The organism is Micromonospora sp. LOL_023 (genome assembly GCF_048060115.1).
Classification (GTDB): domain Bacteria; phylum Actinomycetota; class Actinomycetes; order Mycobacteriales; family Micromonosporaceae; genus Micromonospora_E.
Map to the genome: position 1 here is coordinate 66,753 of NZ_JBHMIM010000025.1, position 23,932 is coordinate 90,684.

Here is a 23,932-nt window from a genome sequence, read left to right on the forward strand (position 1 = left end):
ATGAACGACCATCGACGACGGGGAGTCCGCGCAGCTCAGCGCCTTGATCGGCGTACTGATCTGGGGTGGGACGGACGAGTCGACCTGTACGCCGGATTCTGTCCCGTACGCGCCGGTTGCCCGGATGCGCAGCGGGGGCGGCCATCCATCTCGGCCTACCGTTGCCGGCAGGCTCCAGCGGCCTACCCGCAGGCTCGGGCGGGCAGCCCTCGAACGCCTGCGCAGGTCGGTGTCTCGCGACACCTACCCTTTTGGCCTTGCTCCGGGTGGGGTTTACCGAGCCATCCCGGTCACCCGGGATGCTGGTGGGCTCTTACCCCACCGTTTCACCCTTACCGGGCGTGTCACCGCCCGGCGGTCTGTTTTCTGTGGCACTTTCCCGCGGGTCACCCCGGGTTGCCGTTAACAACCACCCCGCCCTGTGGAGTCCGGACGTTCCTCGGCAACAGGGGACGTATCCCCCGCTGACGCGGCCGCCCGGTCGACTCGTCCGTCCGAGTACCAATCGTACGCAGCCCTCGATCACCGCCGAGCGACAGGCTGGCCGCGATCGTCCAGCGGCAGGTGGCCGATGTCGTTGAAGCTCACCAAGGTCGGCGCAGCATCGGCACGCCACTGCACGATGGTCAACCCGCAGTTGAGCTGGTTGAGCCCGAGCCATCGCCAGAACGGCGCGTCCAGCGCATGGCGAACGAACCAGCCGATCACGAAGTTGTGCGTCACCACCAGCTCGTACCGGTCGACGTCGCCGACCCGCCCCCAGTGGTTCACCGCTGCCTGGACCCGTACCGCCCCCGGGTCGCGCTCCAGTTCCGGGACCGCGTCGAGGAAATCGGCGTACCGCTGCGGCACCGCCTGGTCGGCACGCCCGGGAGTTGGTACCGGCGTCACGTCGGCGGCGAACCGACACTCGTGCACCGGGACCCCCGGCAGAAAGGCGGAGACCTCCTCGGCGGTCTGCGCCGCACGCGCCGCCGGTCCGTGGTGGACGGCGTCGAACGGCACCGCACGCAACCGGGCACCGAGTCGGCGCGCCTGCCGCCGGCCCAGCTCCGACAGACCTGCGTCCGGACCATGCCGGTCGTCGCGCTGCTCGCCGTGCCGCACCAGGTACACCACTGTTCGCGCCATCCGACCATCATCCAGGTCACCACCTACCAGCTCCCGGTCGAGCAGCCGTACGCCGGAAAATGGCGTGTCCCGCCCGGCAAACCGCCGCTACCATCACGCGGTGCTGACCGCAGACGAGTCGATCATCGACGGCAACAACTGGACGGACCCGGTCTGGCGCGACGGCGTACGGCGGTGGATCGGCGAGCAGCTCGCCGCAGGTGGCACGCCGGTCGTCGGCCCGGTCGAGCAGCAACGGGTACGCCCCTGGTCAGTGACCTACCGCGCGCCCAGCACCGCCGGATGGCACTGATTCAAGGCGAACACGTTCGGCTGCCGTTACGAGGCTCCGCTCGCCGTCGGCCTCGCCGGCTGGGTGCCGGACGCGGTCCTCTGCCCGCTGGCCACGCATCCCGTACGCGGCTGGCTGCTCACCGCCGACGCGGGTGCCACCCTGCGTGACGCCCTCGAGCAGCGGCGGGGCGGCGCGGATGCGCCACGCGACGCCGACGCCGAGCTGCCGCACTGGGTCGCGCTGCTGGAGCAGTACGCCGACCTGCAGCGTGCCCTGGCACCGCGAGCCGAGGAGATGGTGGCGCTCGGCGTACCGGATCAGCGGCCGGACCGGCTGCCGACGCTGCTGGCCGACCTGCTCGACGATCCGTCGGTACGGACCGGCCTCGGCCCCGACCGGGTGGCCGCGGTCACCGCGACGACGCCGGACGTGGCCCGTTGGTGTGCCGAGTTGGCCGCCGATGGGATGCCCGTATCGCTGCAGCACGACGACCTGCACGACGGCAATGTCTTCGTGACCGGTGACGACGCGACCGCGCCGTACCGCTTCTTCGACTGGGGTGACGCGAGCGTCGCGCACCCGTTCGGGACGCTGCTGGTGACGTTGTCGTCGGCGTCGTACGGGTTCGGGCTGGCGCCTGGTGACCCGTGGCTGTCGCGGCTGCGTGACGCGTACCTGTCGGGTTGGCCGGGCGACGGCGCGGCGCTGCGCCGCAGCGCGACCCTGGCCTGCCGGGTGACCCGGATCAGCCGGGCGCTGTCGTGGCGGCGGGCGCTGGACCGCGCGGCGTCGCCGCTCGACGACGACGTGCGCGACGCGCCCGCCGAGTGGCTGGCCGAGCTGACCGAGCCCGACGTCGGCTGAGCGCGCCGCCGCCCCGGGATCGCTTCCGATGCCCTCGCTGGTTGCCACAGCGACGGCGGCCGTCCGGGCTCGACAGGATGGTGGCCTTCGTGGCCGCAGAGCAGAAGCGTCCCGACCGGTGGGGTCGACCCACTCAGCGCAGGGCGCGCACGAGCAGCAGTACGCCGATGCCGACGCCGAAGATGACGATCCCGAAGCGCAGCACGGTCGGCGGGAGTCGGCGCACCACCCGTGCGCCGACGTAGCCGCCGACGATGGTGGCCGGGGCGACGACGGCGGCCGCGGCCCAGTTGACCGGGCCGAAGATGGCGAACACGGCGACCGTGGTCACCCCGACCGCCGCCGAGAGCAGGTTCTTCAGCGCGACGACCCCGTTGAGGGCTTCGTCGAGCACCAGGGCCAGGCCGGCGACCAGCATCACCCCCAGCGCCGCGCCGAAGTAGCCGCCGTACGCGGAGCAGAAGAAGGTCATCGCCTGCACGGACCATTGTTCGCGGCGCGGTGGCAGGTCGCGGGGTTCGCCGACGATGCGCCGCAGCTGGTTCTGGAAGCCGAGCACGGCCGCCGCGCTGATCACCAGGAACGGCACGATCAGCTCGAAGGCCCGGGGTGGGGTGACCAGCAGCAGGACGCAGCCGAGGACCGCTCCGACGATGGCGGTCGGCACGAGGCGCCAGATTCGGCGCCGGCGGGGCAGGTCGTCCCGGCTGCCGACGGTGCTCGCCAGGTAGCCGGGGCAGACTGCGATCGCGTTGGTGACGTTCGCGGTGACCGGTGGCAGTCCGATGGCGATCAGGGCCGGAAAGGTGATCAGCGATCCACCGCCGGCGGCGGCGTTGACGGTGCCCGCCGCCAGCCCTGCCGCGACGAGCAGGCCCAGCTCGGGGATGTCCACCCGTCGGAGCCTAGCGCCAAGATCGCGGCGATCTTGCGCTTATCGAGGGACAATTTGGACGAATGCTCTCGATAATCGCAAGATCGTCGCGGATAGAGGGGGTGCAGGAGGGGTCAGGGGGTGGCGATGCCGGCGAGGTGGGCGGTGTCGTTCACGGTCCGCACCGCGACCCCGCCGTCCGGCCAGGTGTCGATCACCGAGATGCCGGTCGGATCCAGGTAGAGCCGGTGCAGCAGCGTGTCCCCGGCGCCCAACGCGTCCCGCAGCATGATCTTCAGCGGGGAGACGTGCGAGACCACCACCACCGTCTTCCCCCGGTACGCGGTGAGCAGCCCCCGCACCGAGCGACGGACCCGCCCCGCCACCTGGGCGAACGACTCCCCGCCCGGTGGAGCCAGCTCGGTCGAGCCCAGCCATGCGGTCAACTCGGCCGGCCAACGCTCCCGCACCTCGGCGAAGGTTCGCCCCTCCCACTCACCGAAGTCGCACTCGATCAGGTCGCCGTCGGGTCGGACCGGCGGGTCGCCGGCCTGCGCGGCGATCGCCTGCGCGGTGGCGACGCAGCGCGCCAACGGCGAGCAGACGATCACGTCGACGGTGGCCCCGATGCCCGCGATCCGGGCGGCGGCGGCAACGGCCTGCTCCGCACCCTGCTCGGACATCGGCACGTCGCCCCGGCCGGAGTAGCGGCTCTGCTTGTTCATCCCGGTCTCGCCGTGGCGGACCAGGATCAGCCGGGTCGCGGTGGCGGTGGTCGGCGGCTCCCAGGAGGCGGCCGGCGCGGCGCCGACCGCGCCGGTGTCGAACATGGACGGAAGTGGGCCGGGCGCTGGCGAGACCGGGCCGGCGGCCGGCGAAACCGGAGCGACGGCCCGGGTCGCCGCAGCACTCGTGGCCGGTTTGCCGGCGGCCCGGTCCATCGCCTGGTTGGCCAGCGCGTCGGCGCGTTTGTTCTTCTCCCGGGGGATCCAGCCGAAGCTGACCGTGTCGAATTCGCGGACCAGCTTGGCGGCCTGCGCGGCGAGCGGCCGCAGCCCCGGGTTCTTGATCTGCCAGCGGCCGGTCATCTGCTCGACGACCAGTTTCGAATCCATCCGTACGTCGACCGCGGTGGCGCCGATCTCGCTGGCGGCGCGCAGCCCGGCGATCAGGCCCTGGTACTCGGCGACGTTGTTGGTGGCGACACCGATCGACTCAGCCCGCTCGGCGAGCACCGCCCCGGTGCCGGCGTCGAGCACCACCGCCCCGTACCCGGCCGGACCGGGGTTGCCCCGGGCGCCACCGTCGGCTTCGACGATGACCTTCTTCGCGGCGCTCACAGGCCCGACTCGGCGGTGCGCACCATGATCCGGCGGCACTCCTCGCAGCGGAGCACCTCGGCCGGGTCAGCGGCCTTGATCCGGTTGCGTTCGGTCGCGGAGAAGTCGATGCGGCAGCCGCCACAGCGGCCGCCGCGCAGCAGGGCGGCGGCCAGCCCGCCGGAGTTCTCCCGGACCTTGTCGTAGAGCGCGATCAGGTCGGCGGGCAGGTCGTTGGCGAGCGGCGTACGGGCCGACGACTTGAACTTCTCCTCGCTGGCGATCTCGGCCAGCGTCTTCTCCCTGGCGGCTTCGACCTCGACGCGGCGCGCCCGGGTGCTCTCGATCCGGCCGGTCACCTCGTCGAGGGTGCTCTGAGCGGTCTCCCGCTGCTCCATCAGCTCCAACTCGGCGTCTTCCAGGTCGGTCTGCCGGCGGGTCAACGACGTCATCTCGTGCTGCAGCGCCTCCAGTTCACGGGCCGGGCCGGAGCCGGCGGTGAGCCGGGCCTGGTCCTTGTCCTTGCGGGCCCGGACCTGCTCGATGTCGCGTTCCAGCCGGGCGATGTCCCGGTCCAGGTCGTCGACGGCGACCTGGGCGCGGACCCGCTCGTCCTCCAGCGCAGACAACTCCCGGGCCAACGTGTCCAGCTGGGCGTGCTCGGGCAGGGTGCGCCGGCGGTGGGCGAGTTGGGCGAGCGTGGTGTCGATCGCCTGCAGGTCGAGCAGGCGACGCTGGGCCTGCGGGTCTGCCTTCACGGGCGGTGCTCCTCATGGGTGGGTGCGGCGTACGTCGGCGCAGTGGGTGCTGCGGTGGACGCGGGGTGGGTGACGGCGGCGTGCGCGGGCACGATCGGGCGGCCGGTGGACGGCACGTGCAGCGTCCAGGGATCAGTATCGAGGTCCGAGGCGGTGGCCTCCACCGCCAGTTCGGTGGTGAGGAACCCGGCGAGGTCGTCGAGCCAGGGCCGTTCGGTGGCCCAGTGGGCGGCGTCGATGAGCGCCGGGCCGGAGCCGGCGGCCTGCTCGCTGACCGGGTGGTGGCGCAGGTCGGACGTGAGGTAGGCGTCGACCCCGGCGGCGGTGGCGACGTCGAGGAACGAGTCGCCGGCACCGCCGCAGACCGCCACGGTGCTGATGGCGCGTTTGGGGTCACCGGCGGCCCGCACCCCCCATGCGGTGGCGGGCAGTACCCCGGCGAGGTGCCGGGTCAACTCGGCGAGGGTCAGTGGCTGCGGTAGGGTGCCGATCCGGCCGGAACCCTGGCCGGCGACCGCGGCCGCCGGGGTGCCGGGCAGGGCCGGCACCAGGGGGCGCAGGTCGGTGAGCCCGAGCCGGGCGGCGAGCGCATCGGAGACACCCGGGTTGGCCACGTCGGCGTTGGTGTGTGCCGCGTACAGCGCCACGCCTGCCCTGATCAGCTGGTGGACGATCCGCCCCTTGTACGTGGTCGGGGCGAGCGACGACACCCCGCGCATCAGCAACGGATGGTGCGCGATGATCATGTCGGCGCCGGCGTCGACCGCCTCGGTCGCCGTCTCGGGTACGACGTCGACCACGCACCACACCCGGCGTACGGACGCGTCCGGCTCGCCGAGGATCAGCCCGACCCGGTCCCACTGCTCGGCCCACGCGGGCGGGTAGCGACGCTCGACGGCGGCGATCACGTCGGCTACCCGTACCGGTGATGATGCAGTTGTGTCCACGGCGGCCCAGCTTACCCACCCGCCCGCCACACCTTTGCGAGGTTCAGCCGAGGACGGTCTCCTCGTCGAGCGCGTCGAGGGTGAGGTGCCAGGGGATCTGGTCGATGATCTGCTCGCCGCCGCCGGGCGGTTGCAGCGGCAGCACCTCGTCGCCGAACAGGACCCGTACGCCCCAACCGCGCAGCCGGGCGACGCTCTCCCGGAAGGCCGGATGCCCGGCGAGCGCGGTGTTGGTGAACGGCAGGGTGACGATCGGCAGGCCTTTGCCCTGCGCTTCGACGACCAGGCCGAGGGCGAGGGTGTCGGTGATGCCGGCCGCCCACTTGTTGATCGTGTTGGCGGTGGCCGGGGCGACGATCATCGCGTCGGCGGGGGGCAGCACGTCCGGGTCGCCGGGGTTCTTGTAGTCGGCCCGCACCGGGTGGCCGGTCTGCGCGGCCAGTCCCGGTACGTCGACGAACTTCCGTCCGTCCGGAGTGACCACCACGCAGACCGACCAGTGCCGTTGCTGGGCGAGCGTGACCAGCCTCCCGACGCGTCGGGAGGCTGGGCTGCCGCAGGCGATCACGTAGAGGATCCGGGCACCGGCCGGGTTCACACCGTCACCGCCGCGTCGTCAGGTCGTCTGGTCACGCGCTCACGCCCATGTGTTCGGCCAGTTCGGCGACCGGCGCCGAGGGGGTGCCCCTGGTCCGGCGCAGTACGTCGGACATGACCTCGTGGGCGATCGGCCGGCAGCGGATCTCCGCCGGTGCCAGCCGGTCGCCTTCCAGCAGCATCTCGGTGGCCTTGTCCAGTTCGCCGAGCTGGACGTAGCCCCGGGCGATGTCGAGCAGGTGGTGGGCCCGCCGCTCCGGCAGCAGCGCGTTGAAACTCGACTCTTCGATGATCACCCGGTGGACTTCCACCGCTGCCCGGCCGTCGCCCAGCTCAACCGCCGCGGCGGCACGGTGCAGCTGGACGTTGGTCGGACCGAAACAGGTCCAGTAGTGGTTACGGTCCTCGCCGATGGCCCGCGCCGCCTCCTCCGCGCCGTTGAGCAGGTCCCGTACGGTGGCGCTGTCGCCAATGCGGGCGGCGGCCATCGCCCCCTGCAGCAGCAGCAGCCCGTACACCGACAGCTGCTGTGGGGTGCTGCTCTGGTCGTCGCCCGGCGCCAACCGGTTGGCGATATTCACGTTCACTTCCAGGGCGGCGCGGGACCGGCCGAGGGCGAGCAGGGCGTTGCCGACCCGGCAGGTCGCGACCCCGGTCAGCAGGGGGTTCCCGGCGCGGTGTGACACCGCGATCGACCGGTCGGCGGCCAGCCAGGCGAGGTCGTGTTCGCCGAGCTTGCGCAGCGTCGACGAGGCGATCTGATAGAGCTGGCCGAGCAGGCTGGCGGCCTGCGGGGCCTCGTCGCCGGCCGAGTAGTGGGTGTCGGCGGCCTGCGCCTCGCGCAGCAACCGGGGCAGTGCCCGGGCCAACACCCCGTACTTGGCGTGTTGGAAGGTCAGCCAGGCATGGTTGGTGGCCTTGTGCATCTCGGCGAGCTGCGGCGGGTTTCCGATTGGCTGGAAGAACGTGCTGATCGAGTCGTAGCGTTCCAGCGCCGCCCGGATCTCCTCCACCTCCACCTGGTCGATGCAGGTGACGCTCTCCGGCCGACGCTCCGGATCCTTACCTAGCAGTAACTGCACGTCGATCCGCAGGACGTCGGCGATCTCGTGGATCACCGAGAACTTGTCGAGCCGCCGCACCCCCCGTTCGACCTTGTCCACCCAGCTCTTGGATTTTCCGAGCCGGTCGGCGAAGACCTGCTGCGACATTTTTCGGCGTCCGCGCCAGTAGGCGACCCGTCGGCCGATCGGTAACTCGTCCACGCTCGTGTTCCCCCTTCGCGGTGCCCGGCGCCCCCGGTGCCGGCATTTGTGCTGGTCAAAGCGGCATCCCCCCGAACGCCAGGACCACCGGCTGTACTCATCGCACAGCCAGTGCGTTAGGTCCATCACAGATGCTCGTAGTTTTCGATGCAAGTTGCAAAGGGTTGCCAGCCGAAAATTGCGGCGTGTCGCGGAGGGCGGGAGTCCCCGGCGCACGCCGATCGTGGCTGTACGCATCCCGCACATCCGATCGACGAGATCACGAACTTTGAGGGGAACTTCGATCATGCGGTGGACGGCCCAACCGCCACTAGGCCGCCTGCGGCTGCGCCGCGGCGCGCAACCGCTCTCGGAACGCCTGCGGCCACGCCACGGCGCGCTGCCGCCCCTGCTACGGCTCCGGCTACGCCGTGGTGCGCTGCGCTACGCCGAACACAGCTGGCCGGTGACGCCTGGGGCGTACCTGCTGCAGGGCCGGTTCCGGTGCGACCGACCCGGCTGCCCCACCATCAGCTGCCACCCGGCGCTGCAGGACTGGGAACGCGACGCGAGTGACCGGCTCGAGCAGGTCCAGCTCTGGTGGCGCCGGCAACCACACGCGGTCCTGCTGGCCACCGGGTACGCCTTCGACGTACTCGAGGTGCCGGCCCGCCTCGGCCTGCGGGCGCTGTGCACCCTGCGGCTGCGCGGCGCGGCGGCGGCACCCGGTGCGGGCCAGCTCCGCGGTCCGGTCGCGGTCACCCCCACCGGGCGTTGGATGTTCCTGGTACGCCCGGGCGACGCGCTGCGACCCGAGCTGGCCGACTCACTCGACGTGCTCCAGCACGGGCGCGGATCCTGGATCCCGGCCCCGCCGACGGTGCTGCCCGAAGGGCCGGTCCGCTGGGCGGTCAGCCCGGAGCAGATCCGCTGGCAACTGCCACACTCGTACGCCGTACAGCGGCTCATCCTCGACGCCCGGGAGGCCGCCGCCCCGGTACCCCGGCTGCCCCGGCCGCGCACGGCCCCGGCCGGCCCGACCCCGGGCACCGGCGTACCGGCCGCCCCCGCCGCGCCACCGCGCGTCCCGATCGTCGTGCCGGCCCCGGTGAGCGTCCCCCGCCAGGTCTCCACCCTGCGCCGGGCCCTGTGACCTCGTACGCGGTGACCCGTACGCGGTGACCCGTACGCGCGCCGGGTGACGCCGGTAGGTCACCACTTGTTCCGAACGCCATGATCACAGCTGGGTGAGCGCCGGCGGAGTGGGTGAACCTGCCCACCGCCGGCGCTCACCCATTCCGGCGTACCTGGGGCGGCGTACCCGCTGGACGCCCTGCCGACGAGGCGTCACCCGCCCCACCGCGGCTGCCCGGTTTGCCGTTTCAGGCGTCCGGCGAACGACCCGGCGGCGTGAGCCGCAGCCGATTGGGTAATGCGCCGATAGCCGTTCGCCACGCCCCGCCGGACCGCGGTCCGGCGACTGGCGGGTCGACGGCTGTGCACGAGGCGCTGACGAACAAGCTCCGCCAGCGCATCGACGGCCGCTGGGGACGCTCGGAAGGAAGGCACGCCATGCTCAGCAGGGAGGATCAGCGCCGGTTCGATCAGATCGCCCGCCATCTGCGGACGACCGATCCGGATTTCGTCGCCCGGCTGGGCGATCCGGCGGCCAACCGGCGCGACCGGGCCGCCATCATCGTCAGTGTGCTGCTCTGGGCGGTGGTGCCGCTGCTCGCCTTCTTCGGTGGCTGGATCGCCGCCGTCATCTGCACCGTCGCGCTCAGCGTCGCTGGTCTGCTGGCGTTGCGCGCCCGCCACTGGTAGCTCACGGTTCGAGCGGATCGCTGTCCGGATCGCTGTCCGGATCGGCGTCCGGATCGGCGTCGGAGCGGCCGGCGAACCGCTGGTACGCCCGGTCGAGCAGCGCCACCAAGCCGGGTCCGCCGATCGCCGGCGACGGTGCGCCGAGTTGGCGCAGCAGCAGGTCGACGCCGGCCGGCAGGACCGGCTCCCGATCCGGCAACGGCACCGGCGTACGCCAGAAGCCCGCGTCGGCCGGGACGACCGGCTCGGGCAGATCGGTCAACGTCCGGGCGGTCCCGGCCGGTGAGCCGGTGACCGGCGCGCTCGCCGCACTGGCCGCTGCCTCGGTGCCGGCCTCCACCGCCGTTGATCTGGCCCGTCGCAGGTGGTCCAGCAGTGTGTGCCGGTCCCGCCCCCGCCAGTGCAGGATCTGGAACGGATCGGTGTCGAACTCCTCGGCGAGCAGGTAGCAGGTGGCGGCCAGGTGCTTGCACGGCACCGCCGCGTCCGGGCAACTGCAGCGCATCGCCAACTCGTCGACGCCGGCCGGGAACAGTGGCGATCCGGCGGCGGCGAACACCTCCTCCAGCTCCGGCGGCAGGTCACCGGCGAGCAGCCGGGCGCTGTAGAGCGCCTGACCGGCCAGGGTCTGCTCGATGCGCCGCCACACCGGTTCCCGAAACGGCATCAGGCCGATCCGCACCCGGTACGGCCGGGCCTGGGAACCCTGCACCTGCGCGGTCACCGCCCCCGGGGTCACCACCAGGTCGAGCACCTGACCGGCCCGGGCGTACGAGCGGCCCCGGCTCAGCCGGGTGCCCAACGCGAACGACTCCAGCACGTCGACGAAGCGCCGCGACCACCAGGACTGGCCGATCGCGCCCCGGGTACTGCGTGCCCGTAGCCCGCCGTCGACCCGACGCGGCCGGCCGTAGTCGGCGAACCCGCTCATTCGACCACCGACCCGGCTTCGAGGGTGAGCAGTTCCCGCAGCTGCGCGGTGGAGAGCTCGGTCAGCCACTGCTCGCCGCTGCCGACGATCTTCGCGGCGAGACCACGCTTGTCCGCCACCATCGCCGAGATCTTCTCCTCCACCGTTCCGGCGCAGACGAGCTTGCGGACCTGCACCGCCCGCCGCTGGCCGATGCGGAACGCCCGGTCGGTGGCCTGATCCTCCACCGCCGGGTTCCACCACCGGTCCACATGCACCACGTGGTTGGCGGCGGTCAGGGTCAGTCCGGTGCCGCCGGCCTTGAGCGACAGGATGAAGATCGGCGGTCCGCCGCCGGCACCCGCGCCGTGGCCGCCCTCGCCCGCGTCGTGACCATCCTGGAACCGGGCCACCATCGCGTCACGCTGCGCCTTACCCAGACCGCCGTGCAGGAACAACACCTCCCGACCGCTGTACGCCGACAGATGGCCACGCAGCATCGCGCCGAAGTGGGCGTACTGGGTGAACAGCAACGCCTTCTCCCCCGCCGCCAGGACCTCGTCGAGGATCTCGGTGAGCCGGGCCAGTTTGCCGGAGCGGCCGGGCAGGTGCGAGCCGTCACGCAGGAACTGGGCCGGATGGTTGCAGATCTGCTTCAGCTTCGTCATGGTCGCCAGCACCAGGCCCTGCCGTTCGATGCCGTCGCTGGATTCGATCCGGCCCAACATGTCGTCGACCACCGCCTGATAGAGCGATGCCTGCTCGGCGGTGAGGTTGCACAACACCTCCATCTCCAGCTTCGCCGGCAGGTCGGAGATGATCGAGGTGTCGGTCTTCAGCCGGCGCAGCACGAACGGGCCGGTGATCCGGCGCAGCCGCCGCGCGGCGTCGGCGTCGCCGTGGCGTTCCACCGGTTCGGCGTAGCGACGGCGGAAGCTGGCCGCGCCGCCGAGCAGCCCCGGGTTGGCGAACTCCATGATGGACCAAAGGTCGGCGAGGCGGTTCTCCACCGGCGTACCGGTGACCGCCACCCGGTGTCGGGCGGGCAGCGACCGGACCGCGATGGCCTGCCGGGTCGCCGCGTTCTTGATCGCCTGCGCCTCGTCGACCATGATCCGGTGCCAGCTGATCTCGGCCAGTTCGGCGGCGTCGCGGGTGGCCACCGCGTAGGTGGTGATGACCAGACGGGCGCCGGTCACCGCCTCGGCGAACGCCGCGCCGCGTGGCCGGTCCGCGCCGTGGTGCACGTGCACCGTCAGATCCGGCACGAACTTCGCCGCCTCCCGGTGCCAGTTGCCGACCAGCGACATCGGACAGACCAGCAGCGTCGGACCGGTGCCGGGTTCGTCGGCGGCCAACAACGCCAACAGCTGTACGGTCTTACCGAGCCCCATGTCGTCGGCGAGCACCCCGCCGAGGCCGAGCGAGTGCAGGAACCGCAGCCAGGCCAACCCCCGCTGCTGGTACGGACGCAGCCGCCCCCGGAAACCGGCCGGCTCCGCCACCGGGGTGAGCCGAAGCTCCACCTCGCCGCTGAGCAGGTCACCGAGCGGGCCGTCGGCGTCGACGCCCAGCACCGGCAACGGCAGAGTGCTGTCGTCGTCACCGAGGGCGACCCGCAACAGGTCGACCACGGCGAGTTCGCCGCCGGCACGCAACAGCGTCAACCCGGCGGCGAGGCGCTTGGCGTCGACCTCCACCCACTGGCCGCGCAGCTGGACCAGTGGTGTCTTGGCCAACGCGAGGGACCGCAGCTCCTGCTCGGTCAACGGCTGGTCGCCGACGGCCACCTCCCACCGGTAGTCGACCAGCGCGGCCCTGCCGAAGTCATGGTCGACGGCGACGGTGCCCGGTGCGGTGCGGCTGACCGCGCGCAGCCGGGCACCGAGCCGGGCGGTGGGGCGCTGCCACCACGACGGCAGCAGCACCCCGAAGCCGGCGGCGTGCAGTGCCGGTGCGCCGTCGCGCAGGAACCGGTGCGCCGCCTCGACGTCAAGGTCGACGCCGGCCGGGGTGGCGGTACGCAGCGCGTCGTCGATCGCGGGCCACAGCCGGCTGGCCCGGCCGAGTTCGGCCAGGTACGTCTCCTGCGGGTCGGCGGCGTACCGGGTGAGTGGCCGCACGTCGGAGCCGCCGCGCCAGATCGTCGCGGCGTCGACCACCAGGCTCGGCTCGGCGGTGGCCTGCAGCGAGAACTCCAGCCGCCAGCGCTCGGCCGATGCCGCCGCATCCACCGGCCCGGCGGGCTCAGCCGGTGCCGCCGCATCCACCGGCCCGGCCGCATCCACCGGCCCGGCTGGCTCGCGCAGCCGGAAACAGGCCCGGACCGGTCCGCCGGCGGCGTCGCGTTGCCAGTGGTCGAGTTCGGCGACCAGGGTCGCCAGCGCCTTCGGCGCGGCGGTGAAGTCACGCCGGGGGCCGGTCAGCGCCGCCAGCCAGGCGTCGCGGGCGGCGACCGGCCCGGACCTGGCCCGGCCGGTGCTGAGCCGTACGCCGGCCAGCGCGGCCCGGGCGGCAGCGTCGGTCAGCGCGTCCAACGCCTCAGCGACCAGTTGGTGTCCGTCACCGGGCGGTCCGGCGGCCAACGCCGCCGGCGGGGTGGCCAGTGCCAGCGACCGGGCCCACCGCTGGTCCGCGCCGGTGAGCAGTGGCAGCCAGTGCGCGGTCGCCGTGCCCGCCGCCGCCCCGGCGGTACGCGCCGTTGGCAGCGTACGTCCGCGGGCAACCAGATCGGCGGCGAAGCCGGCGAGCAGTGCGAGGTGCCGCACCGTGGCGGAGACGACCAGCTCGTCGGGCAGCTCGGCGGCGGACCCGGCCACGACGTCGTGCAGTACGCAGAGCGCCACCAGTGCCTCGTCTGCCTCGAACTCCAATGTGGGCACCAGCCACTCGGCGAGGGTGCCCGCCCGCGCCGGCCGCGCCGGCGGCTCGTCAGGCCGGCCGTCGTCGGGCTGGGTGCGGACCAGCTCCGGCGATTGCGCCGGCGCGCCGCCGACAGTGGGCAGCCGCAGCTGGGCGGTGCTGGTCACCGCCTTGGCCGCGTCCGCTCCGAGGACCGCGGCCAGCGCACCTCCCAGGGTGTCGTGCCCGGCCGCGTACGGGTGGGGTCGTCGCCGGGGCCGGCGACCCGGCCGGCTGGGCGGCGCGGCCGGCAGGGTCGAGTCCTCGGCCCAGATGGCGAGCCGGCCGCCGGGGCCGAGCAGGCCCTGCACCACCAGCACGGGTCGTCTCCTCACAGTATTCGGCGATGTCGCGGTGATTCGTCGGCGTCGCGGTGATTCGTCGGCGTCGCGGCGTCGACCGCCGATGGTACGGGTGCCCCGGTCTCAGCCGTGCCAGGAGCGCCACAGCGCGGCGTACGCGCCGTCGGCGGCGATCAGTTCGTCGTGGCTGCCCAGCTCGGTGATCTCACCCCGGTCGAGGACCGCGACCCGGTCCGCGTCGTGTGCCGAGTTGAGCCGGTGCGCGATGGCGATGACGGTCCGCCCGGCCAGCACGGCGGCCAGTGCCTGCTCGGCACGGCGTGCGGTGGTCGGGTCGAGCGCGGCCGTCGCCTCGTCGAGGATCAGCACGTCCGGGTCGGCGAGCACCAGCCGGGCCAGCGCCACCTGTTGGGCGTGGGCCACCGGCAGGTCGCGCGCGCCGTCGCCGAGCGCAGTGTCGAGTCCGTCGGGCAGTCGGGCGTACCAGTCGGCGCCGACGGTGGCCAACGCGGCGCGTAGCTCCTCGTCGGTGGCTTCGGGGACCGCGAACACCAGGTTGTCGCGCAGCGACCCGATGAAGACGTGGTGTTCCTGGGTGACCAGGGCGATCCGGCGGCGCCGCTGCGCCGGGTCGAGGTCGGCGACCAGGCAGCCGCCGAGGCGTACCGTGCCGTCGCGGGGGCGGTCGATGCCGGCGATCAGCCTGGCCAGGGTGGACTTGCCGGCCCCGGACGGCCCGACGATCGCCAGCCGCTGACCGGCGGCGACGGTCAGGTCGATGCCGCGCAGGACGTCGACGCCGGTGCCGTAGGCGAAGGTGACACCCGACACCTGCAACTCTCGGTCGGCCGGCACGGCGGCCCGGCCACGTGGCTCCGGCGGCACCTGACCGACTCCGAGGACCCGGGCGTACGACGCCAGGCCGCGCTGGGCCTGCTCGATCCACTGCAGGATCGCGTTCAACGGATCGACGGCCTGCTGCAGGTATAGCGTGGCGGCGACGACCGCGCCGAGGGTCACCAGGTCCCGGTGCAACAGCACGCCGCCGGCTCCCAGCGCGACGGCGATCGGCAACGCGACGCTGGCCTCGGCGACCGGAAAGTACACCGACCGCAACGCCAGGGTGGCCCGCCGGGCCGCCCGCAGCCGGGCGATCCGGCCGGTGCCGGCCCGGATCCGTTCGTCGCCCAGCCGCAGTGCCTCCACGGTGCGGGTGCCTTCGGCGGTGGTGGTCAACGTGTCGGTCAGCGCCGCCAGCGCCGCGCCCTCGGCCAGGTAGGCGCGGCGGGCCCGGCGCAGGTACCAGCGGGTCACCACGACGATCGACGGCAGGCCGACCAGCCCGGCCAGGCCGAGCAGCGGGTGCAGCAGGAACACCGCGGCGAGGAGCAGGACCAGTTGCGCGGCGGAGATGACCACGGTCGGCACCACGTCACGGACCATGGTGCCGACCGTGGCGACGTCGGTCGAGCTGCGGGTGGCCAGGTCTCCGGTGCCGGCCCGTTCGACGACCGACACCGGCAGGCGCAGGGCGCGGTGCACGAAGTCCTCGCGTAGCCGGGCGACCGCCCGTTCGCCGAACCGCAGCCCGACGTAGCGGGCGTACCGGGTGAGCAGCCCCTGCACCAGGACGAAGCCGACCAGCGCCGCCGCCAGGGCGTCCACCGTGGCCGTCGTGGTGCCGACGGTGACCGCATCGACGATCCGGCCGAGCAACCACGGCCCGGCCAGCCCGGCCAGCGCGGCGCCGACGTGCAACGCCAGCACCCCGGCGACCACCCAGGGTTCCCGGCGCAGCAGTGCGCCAGCGTCGCGACGCACCGTACCCGGGTCGGCCACCGGCAGGCCGCCAGCGGGTCCGTCCGGCCCGTCGACCGGCCCGTCGACCGGCGGGGCGACCGTCATCGGGGCGCCCGCGACGGCGCGCCGGACGGGATCGCGTCGTCGGCCAGTTCGCCGTCGCCCCGGGCCACCAACGCCCGGTAGCCGGGGTCGTCGGCGAGCAGCGCGGCGTGCGTCCCGACGCCGACGACCTGCCCGCCGCGCAGGTGGGCGACGGTGTCGGCGGCGGCGAGCAGCAGCGGGGAGGTGCTGATCAGTACGGTCGTCCGCCCGGCCCGGGCCGCGTGCACCCGCGCGGCGATCCGGGCCTCGGTGTGTGCGTCGACGGCGGACGTCGGATCGATCAGGATCAGCACCTCCGGCTCCGCCAGCAGCGCCCGGGCCAGCCGGACCCGCTGCCGCTGGCCCCCGGACAAGGTGCGGGCCCGGCTGCCGATCGGGGTGGCCAGCCCGTCGGGCAGCGCGGTCACCACGTCGTCGGCCGAGGCGACCCCGACCGCGGCCCGAATCCGCCGCTCGACGGCGGCCGCCAAGGCCACGGAAGATGCCGGTGCCTGGCCCGACACCGGTGCCTGGAGGATCTCCCGCAGGGTACCGGCGAACAGGTACGCGTCGTGGTCGGCGACCAGGATCCGGGCCCGTACCTCGTCGAGCCTGACGGTGCGAAGCGGCACGCCGCCCCAGGTCACCTCGGACCGGCGGTACCGGCCCAGCCGGTCAGCGAGCGCCACCGCCGTCGTGGGGTCGTCGGCCGCCACGCCGACCATCCGCCCGACCGGCACGGTCAGTCCGCTGTCCGGGTCGGACAAATCGGCCGGGCCCGGTGGTCCAGCGCGGCCCTCGGCCGGGTCGTCGGTGACCGGGTCCGGGGTCAGCCGCAGCAGTTCGACGATCCGGCGGGCCGCCACCCGGCCGCGGATCAGCTGATAGCTGCCTTCCTGCAGGAACGAGACGGGTACGGTCAGCGCCGCCACGTACCCGTAGACGGCGACCAGTTCACCGATGCTGATCTCGCCGCCGACGGCCATCCGGGCGGAGAGCCAGACCACGGCGGCGAGGAACAGGCCGGGCGCGGTGACGGTGAGCGCCTCCAGCCAGCTGTTCACGGCGGCGACCCGGTAGCCGTGGGTGCGTAGCCGCTGAGAGTGGTCGACGTAGCGGCGGGAGAACAGGGCCCGCCCGCCGACCCCGGCCAGCACCCGCAGTCCGGCGACGATGTCGCCGGCCCGGGCGGTCAGTTGCCCCTGCTCCCGGCGGTAGGTCTGTTCGGCTCGGTCCAGCCGGCGCACCATCGGGCCGAGCAGCAGCGCGATCACCGGCACCCCGATCAGGATGCAGGCGGCCAGCGCAGGCGAGACCGTCCAGAGCAGGACGGCGACCACGCCGTACGCGATGATCGCGCCGACGCCCGGCCCGGTCAGCGTCAGCACATGGGAGGTGTGGCTGATGTCGGTGCCGCCGACGGTGGCCACCTCACCGGCGGCGAGCCGGCGCGGCAGCACCGCGCCGATCCGGGCCAGTTGGCTCAGCAGCACTGCCGCCGACCGGGCGACGGCGTCCTCCCGGACGAAGGTCATCGTGCGGTGCCGCAGCACGCCGACCACCGAGATCGCCACCCCGGCGACCACGATCGCCGCGACCCACCACAGGAGAACGTCCCAGCGCCCGGGGCGCAGTCCGTCGTCGATCGCACGAGCCACCAGGTAGGGGCGCCCGGCCAGGCCGGTCATCCACAGGGTGCTGAGCAGGCTGCCGCGCAGCACCCGCCACGGCTGGCTGCGGACCAGCCACCACAGGTACCGCATCGGTCCCCGGGTGTCCGCCGACCCCGGATCGGGGTGTCGGATCGACGGCGGCACGTGGTCAGGGTACCGGGACCGAGGCGGCGATCCGCTGAAACTCGCGCCACCGCACCGGGGGTGCGGTGAGTCCACGCCGGTCGAGGTAGCTGGCGGTGCGTCGGCGCGCACCACGCAGCGTGTTCACCGCCTCGCGAACGCTGCCCGTCGCGCCCGGGTCGACGAGCCGCTGCGGACGCAGCAGCCAGCCGTCGGCGGTCTCGGTCAGTTCGCCGCGCAGCCCGACGTTGCGCAGCCCGTCGAGCCGGTCGTCGTGCCGGTGGACCAGCAGGCTGGCCGGGCCGGGCACGATCCGGGGGCCGTCCGTTGCGGGCAGCGCCCAGCCGCCGTCGGCGGCGGTGGGCCGGACCCGGGTCAGCACCGGGACGCCGGCGTCGTCGCGGACGGCCAGCACGGCCGACGGGAACCGGTCGAAGATCCCGGCGCCCAGTAGCGACCCGGCGGCCGCCCCTGAGCCGGCCGCAGCCCCGGAATCGGCGGCGCCGGCGGCGCTGAGGCCGGCCCCGCCCACACCGACGGCGCTGGCCTCCGCCGCGCCCGCGTCGGCCGGGGCGGCTGCGGCCGTCGACACGTGCTGCGGCGTGATCGTGATCAACAGCCGGGTGTAGTACCAGCTCATCAGCCAGCGGGCTGGCGGCACCAGGTACTTGCGGCTGTGCGGCTGGCGGGCGAACAGCATCGCCCAGTACTCCTCGGCCCCGGCCGGGCTGGTGACGATCTCCTGCGGGCAGTCCGCCCGGCCCTGCACCAGGATCGCCGGCGCGTCGTCGGACAGCCGGCTCGCGGTGCGGTCGGAGAAGAGCAACGCCACCCGGGGATCCCGCCGGACGTTGAGTGCCTTCTGGGCGAACGCCAGCGAGGTGGTGACCAGCAGGGTGCCGTCGGGGCGGCGCAGCGCGGCGGTCGGCCAGGCGATCGGCGTACCGTCGCGGGTCAGGGTGGCGAACTCGCAGGTGCGGTACGCGTCCATTGTGTCGCCGAGTTCCTGATTGATGTCGATCACGGGCAGTGAGGGTAGTGCTGCGACGTTTCTACCGGTAGCTGACGCCGGGCGATCGCCGGTGACCCTGCTCACAGCGGGTCGGCGGCGCGCTCGGGCCGGGCTCGGCAGCGCTCGGGCAAAGCGCGCCCCGCGCTCGGGCCCACGACCACGGCCGGCGGCTGTCCTGGTCGACGGCGCGGGCCGCGATCGACGCCGCGTCGGTCAGCCGCGACGCCGCACCCCGGCCGGTCGCCGAGGCGGAACAGCTGCTCACCCGGGCCCAGGCGCTCGCCGCCGACCGGGGCGGCCGGGCGGCTGCCCGGTCGGCGACCGAGTACGCCCGCCGCGCCGACCAGTTGTGGCAGGCCAGCACCGGATCACCGGAGCACGGATGAGACGCCTGCCCACTGGGGTCCACGAGACGCTGCGGTGGAGCGCGCTGGCGCTGGCCGTCGCCATCCTCGCCCTGTCGGTGCGCTCGGTGCTGCGCGGGGCCAACCCGGCCGGTCAGCGGCGCAACACGCTCGGGCACAGCACCGTCCCGGCCCGCATCGCCGGGCTGACCGCGCTGGCGGTGGAGCTGTCCGCGCTGGCCGGCGGTCCCGGCAATGCCCCGCTGACCCGGGGGATCGGCAAACTGCAGGCGGCCCGTACGGCGCTGCACGACGAACTGCCGGACCGGCACGTACACACGCTGCTCAACGACGCGGAGGACGAGTTGGACGCCACCGCCCGGCTGGTGGGCATCAACGGCTACCGCCCGGACGTCTACCTGCGTAGCAGGATCGCGGCATGAGCCGGCTGCTGCGGTTCACCGGTACGCCGTTCGGCCTGACCACGCTGGCCTGTCTGGTGCTGGCCGGCTGGGCGCGGTGAACCGGCGGCGTCCTCGACGGGGCGATCGCCCGCGACGTACGGGTCTCGTCGGTGCACGCCGCCCCCGGTGTCGAGCTCGACGAACCGGCGGCGGAGCGGGTGATCGGCAACCGGCGGCTGGTGACGGTCTTCCTGGAGCCCGACGCCGACCTGCGGGAAGGTTGCCGGGCGACCCGACGCGCGGCGGACGGCACCCTGCGCTGGCCCTGAGCCGGGAGGTCGACGGCGACGGCTACGACACGTACGGCTGCGCCTGGTTGCCCGACCGCGACGACACCAACTTCGGCCGGGCCGCCGTCGCCGAGACGATCATCGCCCGGGGTGCCGACCAGTTCCCGGACGACCCGGTCGAGGCGCTCAAGGTGATCGTCGTCAACTACGACCTGCTGGTGCGGGCCGGCACCATCCCGGACGGGGCCCGCACGATCAGCCCGTCGCTGCCGCGTCTGCTGATCGCCGCCGCCGCCGTGCTCGCGGTCGGCGTCGGCGCGGCGAGCATCTGGCTGTTCGCCTGGCGGGCCGGCCGGGCCGCGGCCCGGCGGCAGGCCGATCGTCAGGAGCTGGCGGACAGCCGCAGCCGGCTGTCGGCCGCCGCCGCCGTGCTCGCCCAGCAACTCATCGACCTGGACCGGGAGTACCAGGCGGCCGGCGAGCGACGCAACTTCATCCAGCGGTACCGTCGGCTCACCATGGACTACGCCGAGTTGCTTCCCGACCTCGCCGCCGTCGACGGGACCGATGAGGCCGCCGTCGACCAGCTCATCGCACGCCTGGAGGCGTTGAGCGAGCGCGGCAACAAGCTGGCCTGCTCCCCTACCGCGACGGGCGGCTGAGCGGTGCCTGGGCGGCGGCCTCCGTCGCGGGCGGCGCAGGCGCGACCGGCAGCTGGCGGTGGCCGGTGGGTGGAGATCTCGCCGGAGCGGATCCGGGGCTGGCTGGACGGCTTCTACGGCCGCCACGACGGTGCCACCGAGAACGCTCTGACGCTGACCGGGGCGAGCAACGGTGACACCGCCACCCTGCACCCGCCGCCGGGGCTGGACGGGGTGAACGATGTCGACGGGCTGCTCACCGCGCTCGGCTCGCCGCCGCGCATCGGCCTGCTGCTGGTCCGCAAGGGCGCGGTGGCGGTCGGCGTCGTCGACGGCACCGCCGTCGTGACGTCCAAGGTCGACCGCAACTACATCCAGGGCCGCACCGCCGCCGGCGGGCAGTCACAGCAGCGGTACGCCCGTCGGCGCGACAACCAGACGACGGCGGCCACCGGCAAGGCGGCCGACATCGTCGCCCGGGTGTTGCTGCCCTACGTTCCCGGTTCCCCGGAGTCCGCCGGCTCGCTGCGATCCGCCGGCTCCGAGGTGGCCGTCGGTGCGAAGGAGCCGATCCACGCGCTGGTCTGCGGCGGGGACCGGCTGATGGTCGACGCGGTGCTCGCCGACCGGCGGTTGGCGCCGCTGCTGCCGCTGCGGCATCCGCACCTGCTGGAGTGCCCCGAGCCCCGGTTCGCCGTACTGGAGGAGGCCGCGGTGACCGCCCGGCGCGTCCGCATCCACCTCGTCCCCTGACCTCCTGCGGCTAGGAGACTACGTCGTACAGCATGCAGCAGACCGCGAGTAGCACGCCGATGACGACCAGGGCAGTCATGACCTCGGCGAGTGCGGACAATCCCCGCGTTGCCGGCTCCGGGGACCATGCCGACCCGACAGTGGCGGTCGCGCCCATCTCCGACAACATCTCGTCGATGACCTTGAGCATTCCTTCGTCGGTGGTCTGCGCCCGTACCATCCGCAGGACCTGCACCGCACGGGACGGCCCCTGCCCTCGCCGAATCTGATCGATCGTGGTCCGGAAGTCGCTAATCGCCCGTTCGTTCTCGACGAGGTTCCAGCGGTTGGTCTGGATGCGCTCCGTGGTGTCCGGGTCGGTCGCCAGCTTCTCCGCCTCCGCCAGCCAGCTCCGCGCCCTCTCCCGGTACTGCCCGGTCCGGTGGTAGTCGGCCATGGCGCAGTTGTTCAGAACCACCGCCGCCATGTTGTGGGCGGCCCTGGTACGGCGGTGCCGGCTCCCCGGTGCCATGCCCGCCATCCGGGCCAGTACGGGATTCGCCCGCTCGTGCAGGCTGTCGACGGTGCCGTCGACGTCACCGGTCTCCAGTGTCGTCTGCAGTTCGCCGACGATCCGGTCGAATTCCGCATACAGCGGCTCGGCCGCCTGCTCGACGAGCCGGTCCAGCTCGTGGGCCGGGACCGGCCAGCTACGCAGGCACTGGCGTAGCGGCGCCGGATAGGGCGCGTCTGCGATCAGCTGCAGCAACGGCTGGACCAGCACGATCGGCAGCTCGCGGCGCAGCGCGTCGACGATCGAGGCATCGAGTTGCCGGTCGTCGATCTGCTCGACCCGGTGGTGCAGATGGCGCCAGAACGCCGCCGACCGCAGCGTCTTGCTCCACGCCGCGGCCGCTCTCGGCCACGACTCGTTCACCTGGCCGGCCATCGCGTCGGCCAGCACCTCGGCCGGATCCACCGCGAGCGCAGCAGCGTGAGAACGCACCGCACGGTTGTGGTCGTCGTGAACGATTTGCAGACAGTCACACCCGGCCGGCGGGCCCCACCGCCCGAAGACCTCGTGGACCAGTCGGCGGCGGGGATCACCCAACATGACGTCGAAGGCCGCCTGGACCTCCTGCGGGTCGGCCGAAGCGGCCGGGCCGGCGATGTGGGCACCGACCCGCATCGCGGCGGTGAGCTCCTGTTTGCGACGCCGCGCGGTGCGTCGGTCGACATCGACCGGCAGCCCGGTGATCCAAAAGGCGTTTCGCCGGTAGAGATCGGACCCGGACATCTCCCGGAGACTGGCCGACAACACGTCACTCACGTCGATTCCCGTCCGACGACCATGGTGAATGGGGAACAACTCGAAGGTAGCCCCCTTAGTCACGTCCCTGCAGTCGGTTGCGGAGCCGACTACCGCATGTAGACGTGGTCTGCGATCGTCAAGGACGTGTACAGCCGAACGCCACGCCGACACAGCGGCAGTGAGGGCGTCGAACGGGTACTGGTCCAGGTGTTCGGCGTGCTCCGGATCACCCAGTACCTCGCTGCGGGAGTGGGAGCGATCGTCTCGGACAGCTCCGTCTACCTACGACCGGAACTCGTTCTCGGCCTGTACGCCGCGACGGTGCTCTGGTCGGTCCTTCTGTTCGGATCGGTACTTCGGGGCGGTCGGGTCACCACGCTGGCCATCGTCGCCGATGTCGTGATCATGGCGGTGGCATTGGTGGTGGTGGGTCGGCTGACCGCCCCCGGTGAGGCGATGGGCTGGGCGAACTGGACGGTAGCGCCGGCGAACGCCGCCGGCGTACTCGCCGTCGTCTTCGGTCGAATGACGCTGTCGGTGCCGGCGGTCGGCCTGCTCGCCGCGTGCTACCTGGTCGGGGTGTCGCGCGATCTCGCCGCCGAGCCGTCCGCCGTGGCCTCCGCCGCCGGCAACGTGGGGTCGCTCGTGCTGTTCACTGCCGCCGCCGGGTTCGGTGCGACGTGGATGCGCTCCTCCGCGCAGGCACTGGACCGGGCGCATCGGGCCGCGATCGAGGCAGACCGGTTGGCCGCCGACGCGGCCGCCAGGATGGCGTCGGTCGAGGCCCGGGACCGGGAGCGGATGCGGCAGTACCGCAACCTGCACGACACGGTGCTGACCACGCTGACCGTCGGCGCGCTGGGCAAGATCGACCTGAACACCGAGCAGTTCCGACAGCACTGCGACCGGGACGCCCGGTATCTCCGCTCGTTGATCACCGGCCCGGTCGACGCGGTGGCCACCGACCTCAGCACCGGGCTGGCGCGCGTCGTACGGGATCTGGAAGCGCTCGGGCTGCGGATCGAGCACAACTCGGTCGACCTGCCGACCAGGGTGCCGTCCCACGTCACCGACGCCCTGCTCGGCGCGACGCGGGAGGCGCTCAACAACGCGCGCAAGCACGCCGGCACCGGGCAGGCCTGGTTGACGACCAGAGGAGACGGCGCCGGCGGCGTGCGGATCGGCGTCGTCGACCGCGGTGCCGGCTTCGTCCCCTCCCGCGTGCACGGTGGGTACGGGCTGCTCGGCTCGATCCGGCACCGCGTCATCGAGGCACGTGGTCAGTGCGAAATCAGTAGTGCCCCCGGCGAAGGGACATCCGTGGAGATCTCATGGAAAACATGATCGAGATCGGCGCCATCGACGACGAGACGATGCTGTTGCAGTCCTTTGCGAACTGGTTCGCCAGCACTCCCGACATTCGTTTGACAGCGACCGCCGCGTCGGTCGACGAATACCTCGCCCGGCAGGGCGCACCGACAATCGTGCTACTCGATCTCGACCCACGGCCCCGGCGTTGTTCCTCTATGCCTGATTTGATCACGGTTTGTTAGATGCGGTAGACGGCGAAGG

General features: G+C 72.9%; 24 protein-coding genes and 1 other RNA gene. 11 read left to right on the forward strand and 14 right to left on the reverse strand.

The annotated features are described in order from the left end of the window. Positions 1–71: 71 nt before the first annotated feature. Positions 72–489: RNase P RNA component class A (gene rnpB / locus ACFHVL_RS15615), an RNA gene on the reverse strand. Positions 490–522: 33 nt separating this feature from the next. After that, positions 523–1,131, reverse strand: coding sequence for a histidine phosphatase family protein (locus ACFHVL_RS15620; RefSeq protein ID WP_416628586.1), 609 nt, complete (start codon positions 1,129–1,131; stop codon positions 523–525). 100 nt (positions 1,132–1,231) lie between these two features. On the opposite strand from ACFHVL_RS15620, the gene ACFHVL_RS15625 reads away from it, so the two are divergent. Further along, on the forward strand, positions 1,232–1,423 hold the full coding sequence (locus tag ACFHVL_RS15625) for a hypothetical protein (protein WP_416628588.1): 192 nt from the start codon (positions 1,232–1,234) through the stop codon (positions 1,421–1,423). A gap of 63 nt (positions 1,424–1,486) precedes the next feature. Beyond that, positions 1,487–2,269, forward strand: coding sequence for a phosphotransferase (locus ACFHVL_RS15630; RefSeq protein ID WP_416628589.1), 783 nt, complete (start codon positions 1,487–1,489; stop codon positions 2,267–2,269). Between the two features lie 133 nt (positions 2,270–2,402). On the opposite strand, the gene ACFHVL_RS15635 is transcribed toward ACFHVL_RS15630, so the two are convergent. From ACFHVL_RS15635 to ACFHVL_RS15660, 6 genes are all read right to left on the reverse strand, one after another. Beyond that, positions 2,403–3,164: a sulfite exporter TauE/SafE family protein gene (locus ACFHVL_RS15635; protein ID WP_416628590.1), complete on the reverse strand. Its 762-nt coding sequence runs from the start codon at positions 3,162–3,164 to the stop codon at positions 2,403–2,405. Between the two features lie 113 nt (positions 3,165–3,277). Beyond that, positions 3,278–4,483: a bifunctional RNase H/acid phosphatase gene (locus ACFHVL_RS15640; protein WP_416628591.1), complete on the reverse strand. Its 1,206-nt coding sequence runs from the start codon at positions 4,481–4,483 to the stop codon at positions 3,278–3,280. After that, positions 4,480–5,220, reverse strand: coding sequence for a zinc ribbon domain-containing protein (locus ACFHVL_RS15645; RefSeq protein WP_416628592.1), 741 nt, complete (start codon positions 5,218–5,220; stop codon positions 4,480–4,482). The genes ACFHVL_RS15640 and ACFHVL_RS15645 overlap by 4 nt, the downstream gene beginning before the upstream one ends. Continuing rightward, positions 5,217–6,167 carry a Nif3-like dinuclear metal center hexameric protein gene (locus ACFHVL_RS15650; protein ID WP_416628594.1) on the reverse strand — a complete coding sequence of 317 codons (951 nt, stop codon included), beginning with the start codon at positions 6,165–6,167 and terminating at the stop codon, positions 5,217–5,219. Before ACFHVL_RS15650 ends, ACFHVL_RS15645 begins: the two co-directional genes overlap by 4 nt. Before the next feature lie 43 nt (positions 6,168–6,210). Continuing rightward, on the reverse strand, positions 6,211–6,765 hold the full coding sequence (locus ACFHVL_RS15655) for a flavoprotein (RefSeq protein ID WP_416628596.1): 555 nt from the start codon (positions 6,763–6,765) through the stop codon (positions 6,211–6,213). Between the two features lie 31 nt (positions 6,766–6,796). After that, complete coding sequence (locus ACFHVL_RS15660; RefSeq protein ID WP_416628598.1) at positions 6,797–8,029, reverse strand: helix-turn-helix domain-containing protein; 1,233 nt, start codon at positions 8,027–8,029, stop codon at positions 6,797–6,799. 286 nt (positions 8,030–8,315) lie between these two features. Here ACFHVL_RS15660 and ACFHVL_RS15665 point away from each other — a divergent pair, with 286 nt between their 5' ends. Together ACFHVL_RS15665 and ACFHVL_RS15670 are read left to right on the forward strand one after the other, a co-directional pair. Continuing rightward, positions 8,316–9,161, forward strand: a complete 846-nt coding sequence (locus ACFHVL_RS15665; protein WP_416628599.1) for a bifunctional DNA primase/polymerase — start codon at positions 8,316–8,318, stop codon at positions 9,159–9,161. Positions 9,162–9,580: 419 nt separating this feature from the next. Continuing rightward, on the forward strand, positions 9,581–9,832 hold the full coding sequence (locus ACFHVL_RS15670; RefSeq protein WP_416628600.1) for a DUF3040 domain-containing protein: 252 nt from the start codon (positions 9,581–9,583) through the stop codon (positions 9,830–9,832). 1 nt (position 9,833) lies between these two features. Here the strand turns inward: ACFHVL_RS15670 and ACFHVL_RS15675 are convergent, their stop codons facing one another. The 5 genes from ACFHVL_RS15675 to ACFHVL_RS15695 all read right to left on the reverse strand — a co-directional run bounded on the left by ACFHVL_RS15675 (position 9,834) and on the right by ACFHVL_RS15695 (position 18,649). After that, the gene (locus tag ACFHVL_RS15675; protein WP_416628601.1) at positions 9,834–10,763 is read right to left on the reverse strand and encodes a hypothetical protein; all 930 of its coding nucleotides are present in this window, start codon (positions 10,761–10,763) and stop codon (positions 9,834–9,836) included. Then, positions 10,760–13,963, reverse strand: a complete 3,204-nt coding sequence (locus tag ACFHVL_RS15680; RefSeq protein WP_416628603.1) for a DEAD/DEAH box helicase — start codon at positions 13,961–13,963, stop codon at positions 10,760–10,762. The genes ACFHVL_RS15675 and ACFHVL_RS15680 overlap by 4 nt, the downstream gene beginning before the upstream one ends. Before the next feature lie 105 nt (positions 13,964–14,068). Next, positions 14,069–15,850, reverse strand: a complete 1,782-nt coding sequence (locus tag ACFHVL_RS15685; RefSeq protein WP_416628604.1) for an ABC transporter ATP-binding protein — start codon at positions 15,848–15,850, stop codon at positions 14,069–14,071. Next, positions 15,847–17,592, reverse strand: coding sequence for an ABC transporter ATP-binding protein (locus ACFHVL_RS15690; RefSeq protein WP_416628619.1), 1,746 nt, complete (start codon positions 17,590–17,592; stop codon positions 15,847–15,849). The genes ACFHVL_RS15685 and ACFHVL_RS15690 overlap by 4 nt, the downstream gene beginning before the upstream one ends. Before the next feature lie 58 nt (positions 17,593–17,650). Next, on the reverse strand, positions 17,651–18,649 hold the full coding sequence (locus ACFHVL_RS15695; protein WP_416628605.1) for a pyridoxamine 5'-phosphate oxidase family protein: 999 nt from the start codon (positions 18,647–18,649) through the stop codon (positions 17,651–17,653). Positions 18,650–18,834: 185 nt separating this feature from the next. Here ACFHVL_RS15695 and ACFHVL_RS15700 point away from each other — a divergent pair, with 185 nt between their 5' ends. The 5 genes from ACFHVL_RS15700 to ACFHVL_RS15720 all read left to right on the forward strand — a co-directional run bounded on the left by ACFHVL_RS15700 (position 18,835) and on the right by ACFHVL_RS15720 (position 21,069). Next, complete coding sequence (locus ACFHVL_RS15700; RefSeq protein ID WP_416628621.1) at positions 18,835–19,023, forward strand: DUF6403 family protein; 189 nt, start codon at positions 18,835–18,837, stop codon at positions 19,021–19,023. Next, positions 19,020–19,424 (forward strand): hypothetical protein, encoded by a 405-nt coding sequence (locus ACFHVL_RS15705; protein ID WP_416628607.1) that lies wholly within the window; start codon positions 19,020–19,022, stop codon positions 19,422–19,424. The genes ACFHVL_RS15700 and ACFHVL_RS15705 overlap by 4 nt, the downstream gene beginning before the upstream one ends. A gap of 131 nt (positions 19,425–19,555) precedes the next feature. Further along, positions 19,556–19,714 (forward strand): hypothetical protein, encoded by a 159-nt coding sequence (locus ACFHVL_RS15710; protein WP_416628608.1) that lies wholly within the window; start codon positions 19,556–19,558, stop codon positions 19,712–19,714. Beyond that, a complete protein-coding gene (locus ACFHVL_RS15715; RefSeq protein WP_416628609.1) occupies positions 19,666–20,337 on the forward strand; it encodes a hypothetical protein in 672 nt (223 codons plus the stop codon). The genes ACFHVL_RS15710 and ACFHVL_RS15715 overlap by 49 nt, the downstream gene beginning before the upstream one ends. 69 nt (positions 20,338–20,406) lie before the next feature. Continuing rightward, positions 20,407–21,069: an acVLRF1 family peptidyl-tRNA hydrolase gene (locus ACFHVL_RS15720; protein WP_416628610.1), complete on the forward strand. Its 663-nt coding sequence runs from the start codon at positions 20,407–20,409 to the stop codon at positions 21,067–21,069. A gap of 10 nt (positions 21,070–21,079) precedes the next feature. On the opposite strand, the gene ACFHVL_RS15725 is transcribed toward ACFHVL_RS15720, so the two are convergent. Next, on the reverse strand, positions 21,080–22,345 hold the full coding sequence (locus ACFHVL_RS15725; RefSeq protein WP_416628612.1) for a hypothetical protein: 1,266 nt from the start codon (positions 22,343–22,345) through the stop codon (positions 21,080–21,082). A gap of 159 nt (positions 22,346–22,504) precedes the next feature. On the opposite strand from ACFHVL_RS15725, the gene ACFHVL_RS15730 reads away from it, so the two are divergent. Beyond that, positions 22,505–23,704 (forward strand): sensor histidine kinase, encoded by a 1,200-nt coding sequence (locus ACFHVL_RS15730; RefSeq protein ID WP_416628614.1) that lies wholly within the window; start codon positions 22,505–22,507, stop codon positions 23,702–23,704. Further along, a complete protein-coding gene (locus ACFHVL_RS15735; protein ID WP_416628616.1) occupies positions 23,692–23,913 on the forward strand; it encodes a hypothetical protein in 222 nt (73 codons plus the stop codon). The genes ACFHVL_RS15730 and ACFHVL_RS15735 overlap by 13 nt, the downstream gene beginning before the upstream one ends. Positions 23,914–23,932 lie beyond the last annotated feature (19 nt).

Bases quoted from the DNA above. Each gene is read 5' to 3' on its own strand.
- ACFHVL_RS15620 (WP_416628586.1), bottom strand. From the start codon at position 1,131: ATGGCGCGAACAGTGGTGTACCTGGTGCGGCACGGCGAGCAGCGCGAC.
- ACFHVL_RS15665 (WP_416628599.1), top strand. From the start codon at position 8,316: ATGCGGTGGACGGCCCAACCGCCACTAGGCCGCCTGCGGCTGCGCCGC.
- ACFHVL_RS15670 (WP_416628600.1), top strand. From the start codon at position 9,581: ATGCTCAGCAGGGAGGATCAGCGCCGGTTCGATCAGATCGCCCGCCAT.
- ACFHVL_RS15675 (WP_416628601.1), bottom strand. From the start codon at position 10,763: ATGAGCGGGTTCGCCGACTACGGCCGGCCGCGTCGGGTCGACGGCGGG.
- ACFHVL_RS15685 (WP_416628604.1), bottom strand. From the start codon at position 15,850: ATGACGGTCGCCCCGCCGGTCGACGGGCCGGTCGACGGGCCGGACGGA.
- ACFHVL_RS15690 (WP_416628619.1), bottom strand. From the start codon at position 17,592: ATGCGGTACCTGTGGTGGCTGGTCCGCAGCCAGCCGTGGCGGGTGCTG.
- ACFHVL_RS15705 (WP_416628607.1), top strand. From the start codon at position 19,020: ATGAGACGCCTGCCCACTGGGGTCCACGAGACGCTGCGGTGGAGCGCG.
- ACFHVL_RS15725 (WP_416628612.1), bottom strand. From the start codon at position 22,345: ATGTCCGGGTCCGATCTCTACCGGCGAAACGCCTTTTGGATCACCGGG.
- ACFHVL_RS15735 (WP_416628616.1), top strand. From the start codon at position 23,692: ATGGAAAACATGATCGAGATCGGCGCCATCGACGACGAGACGATGCTG.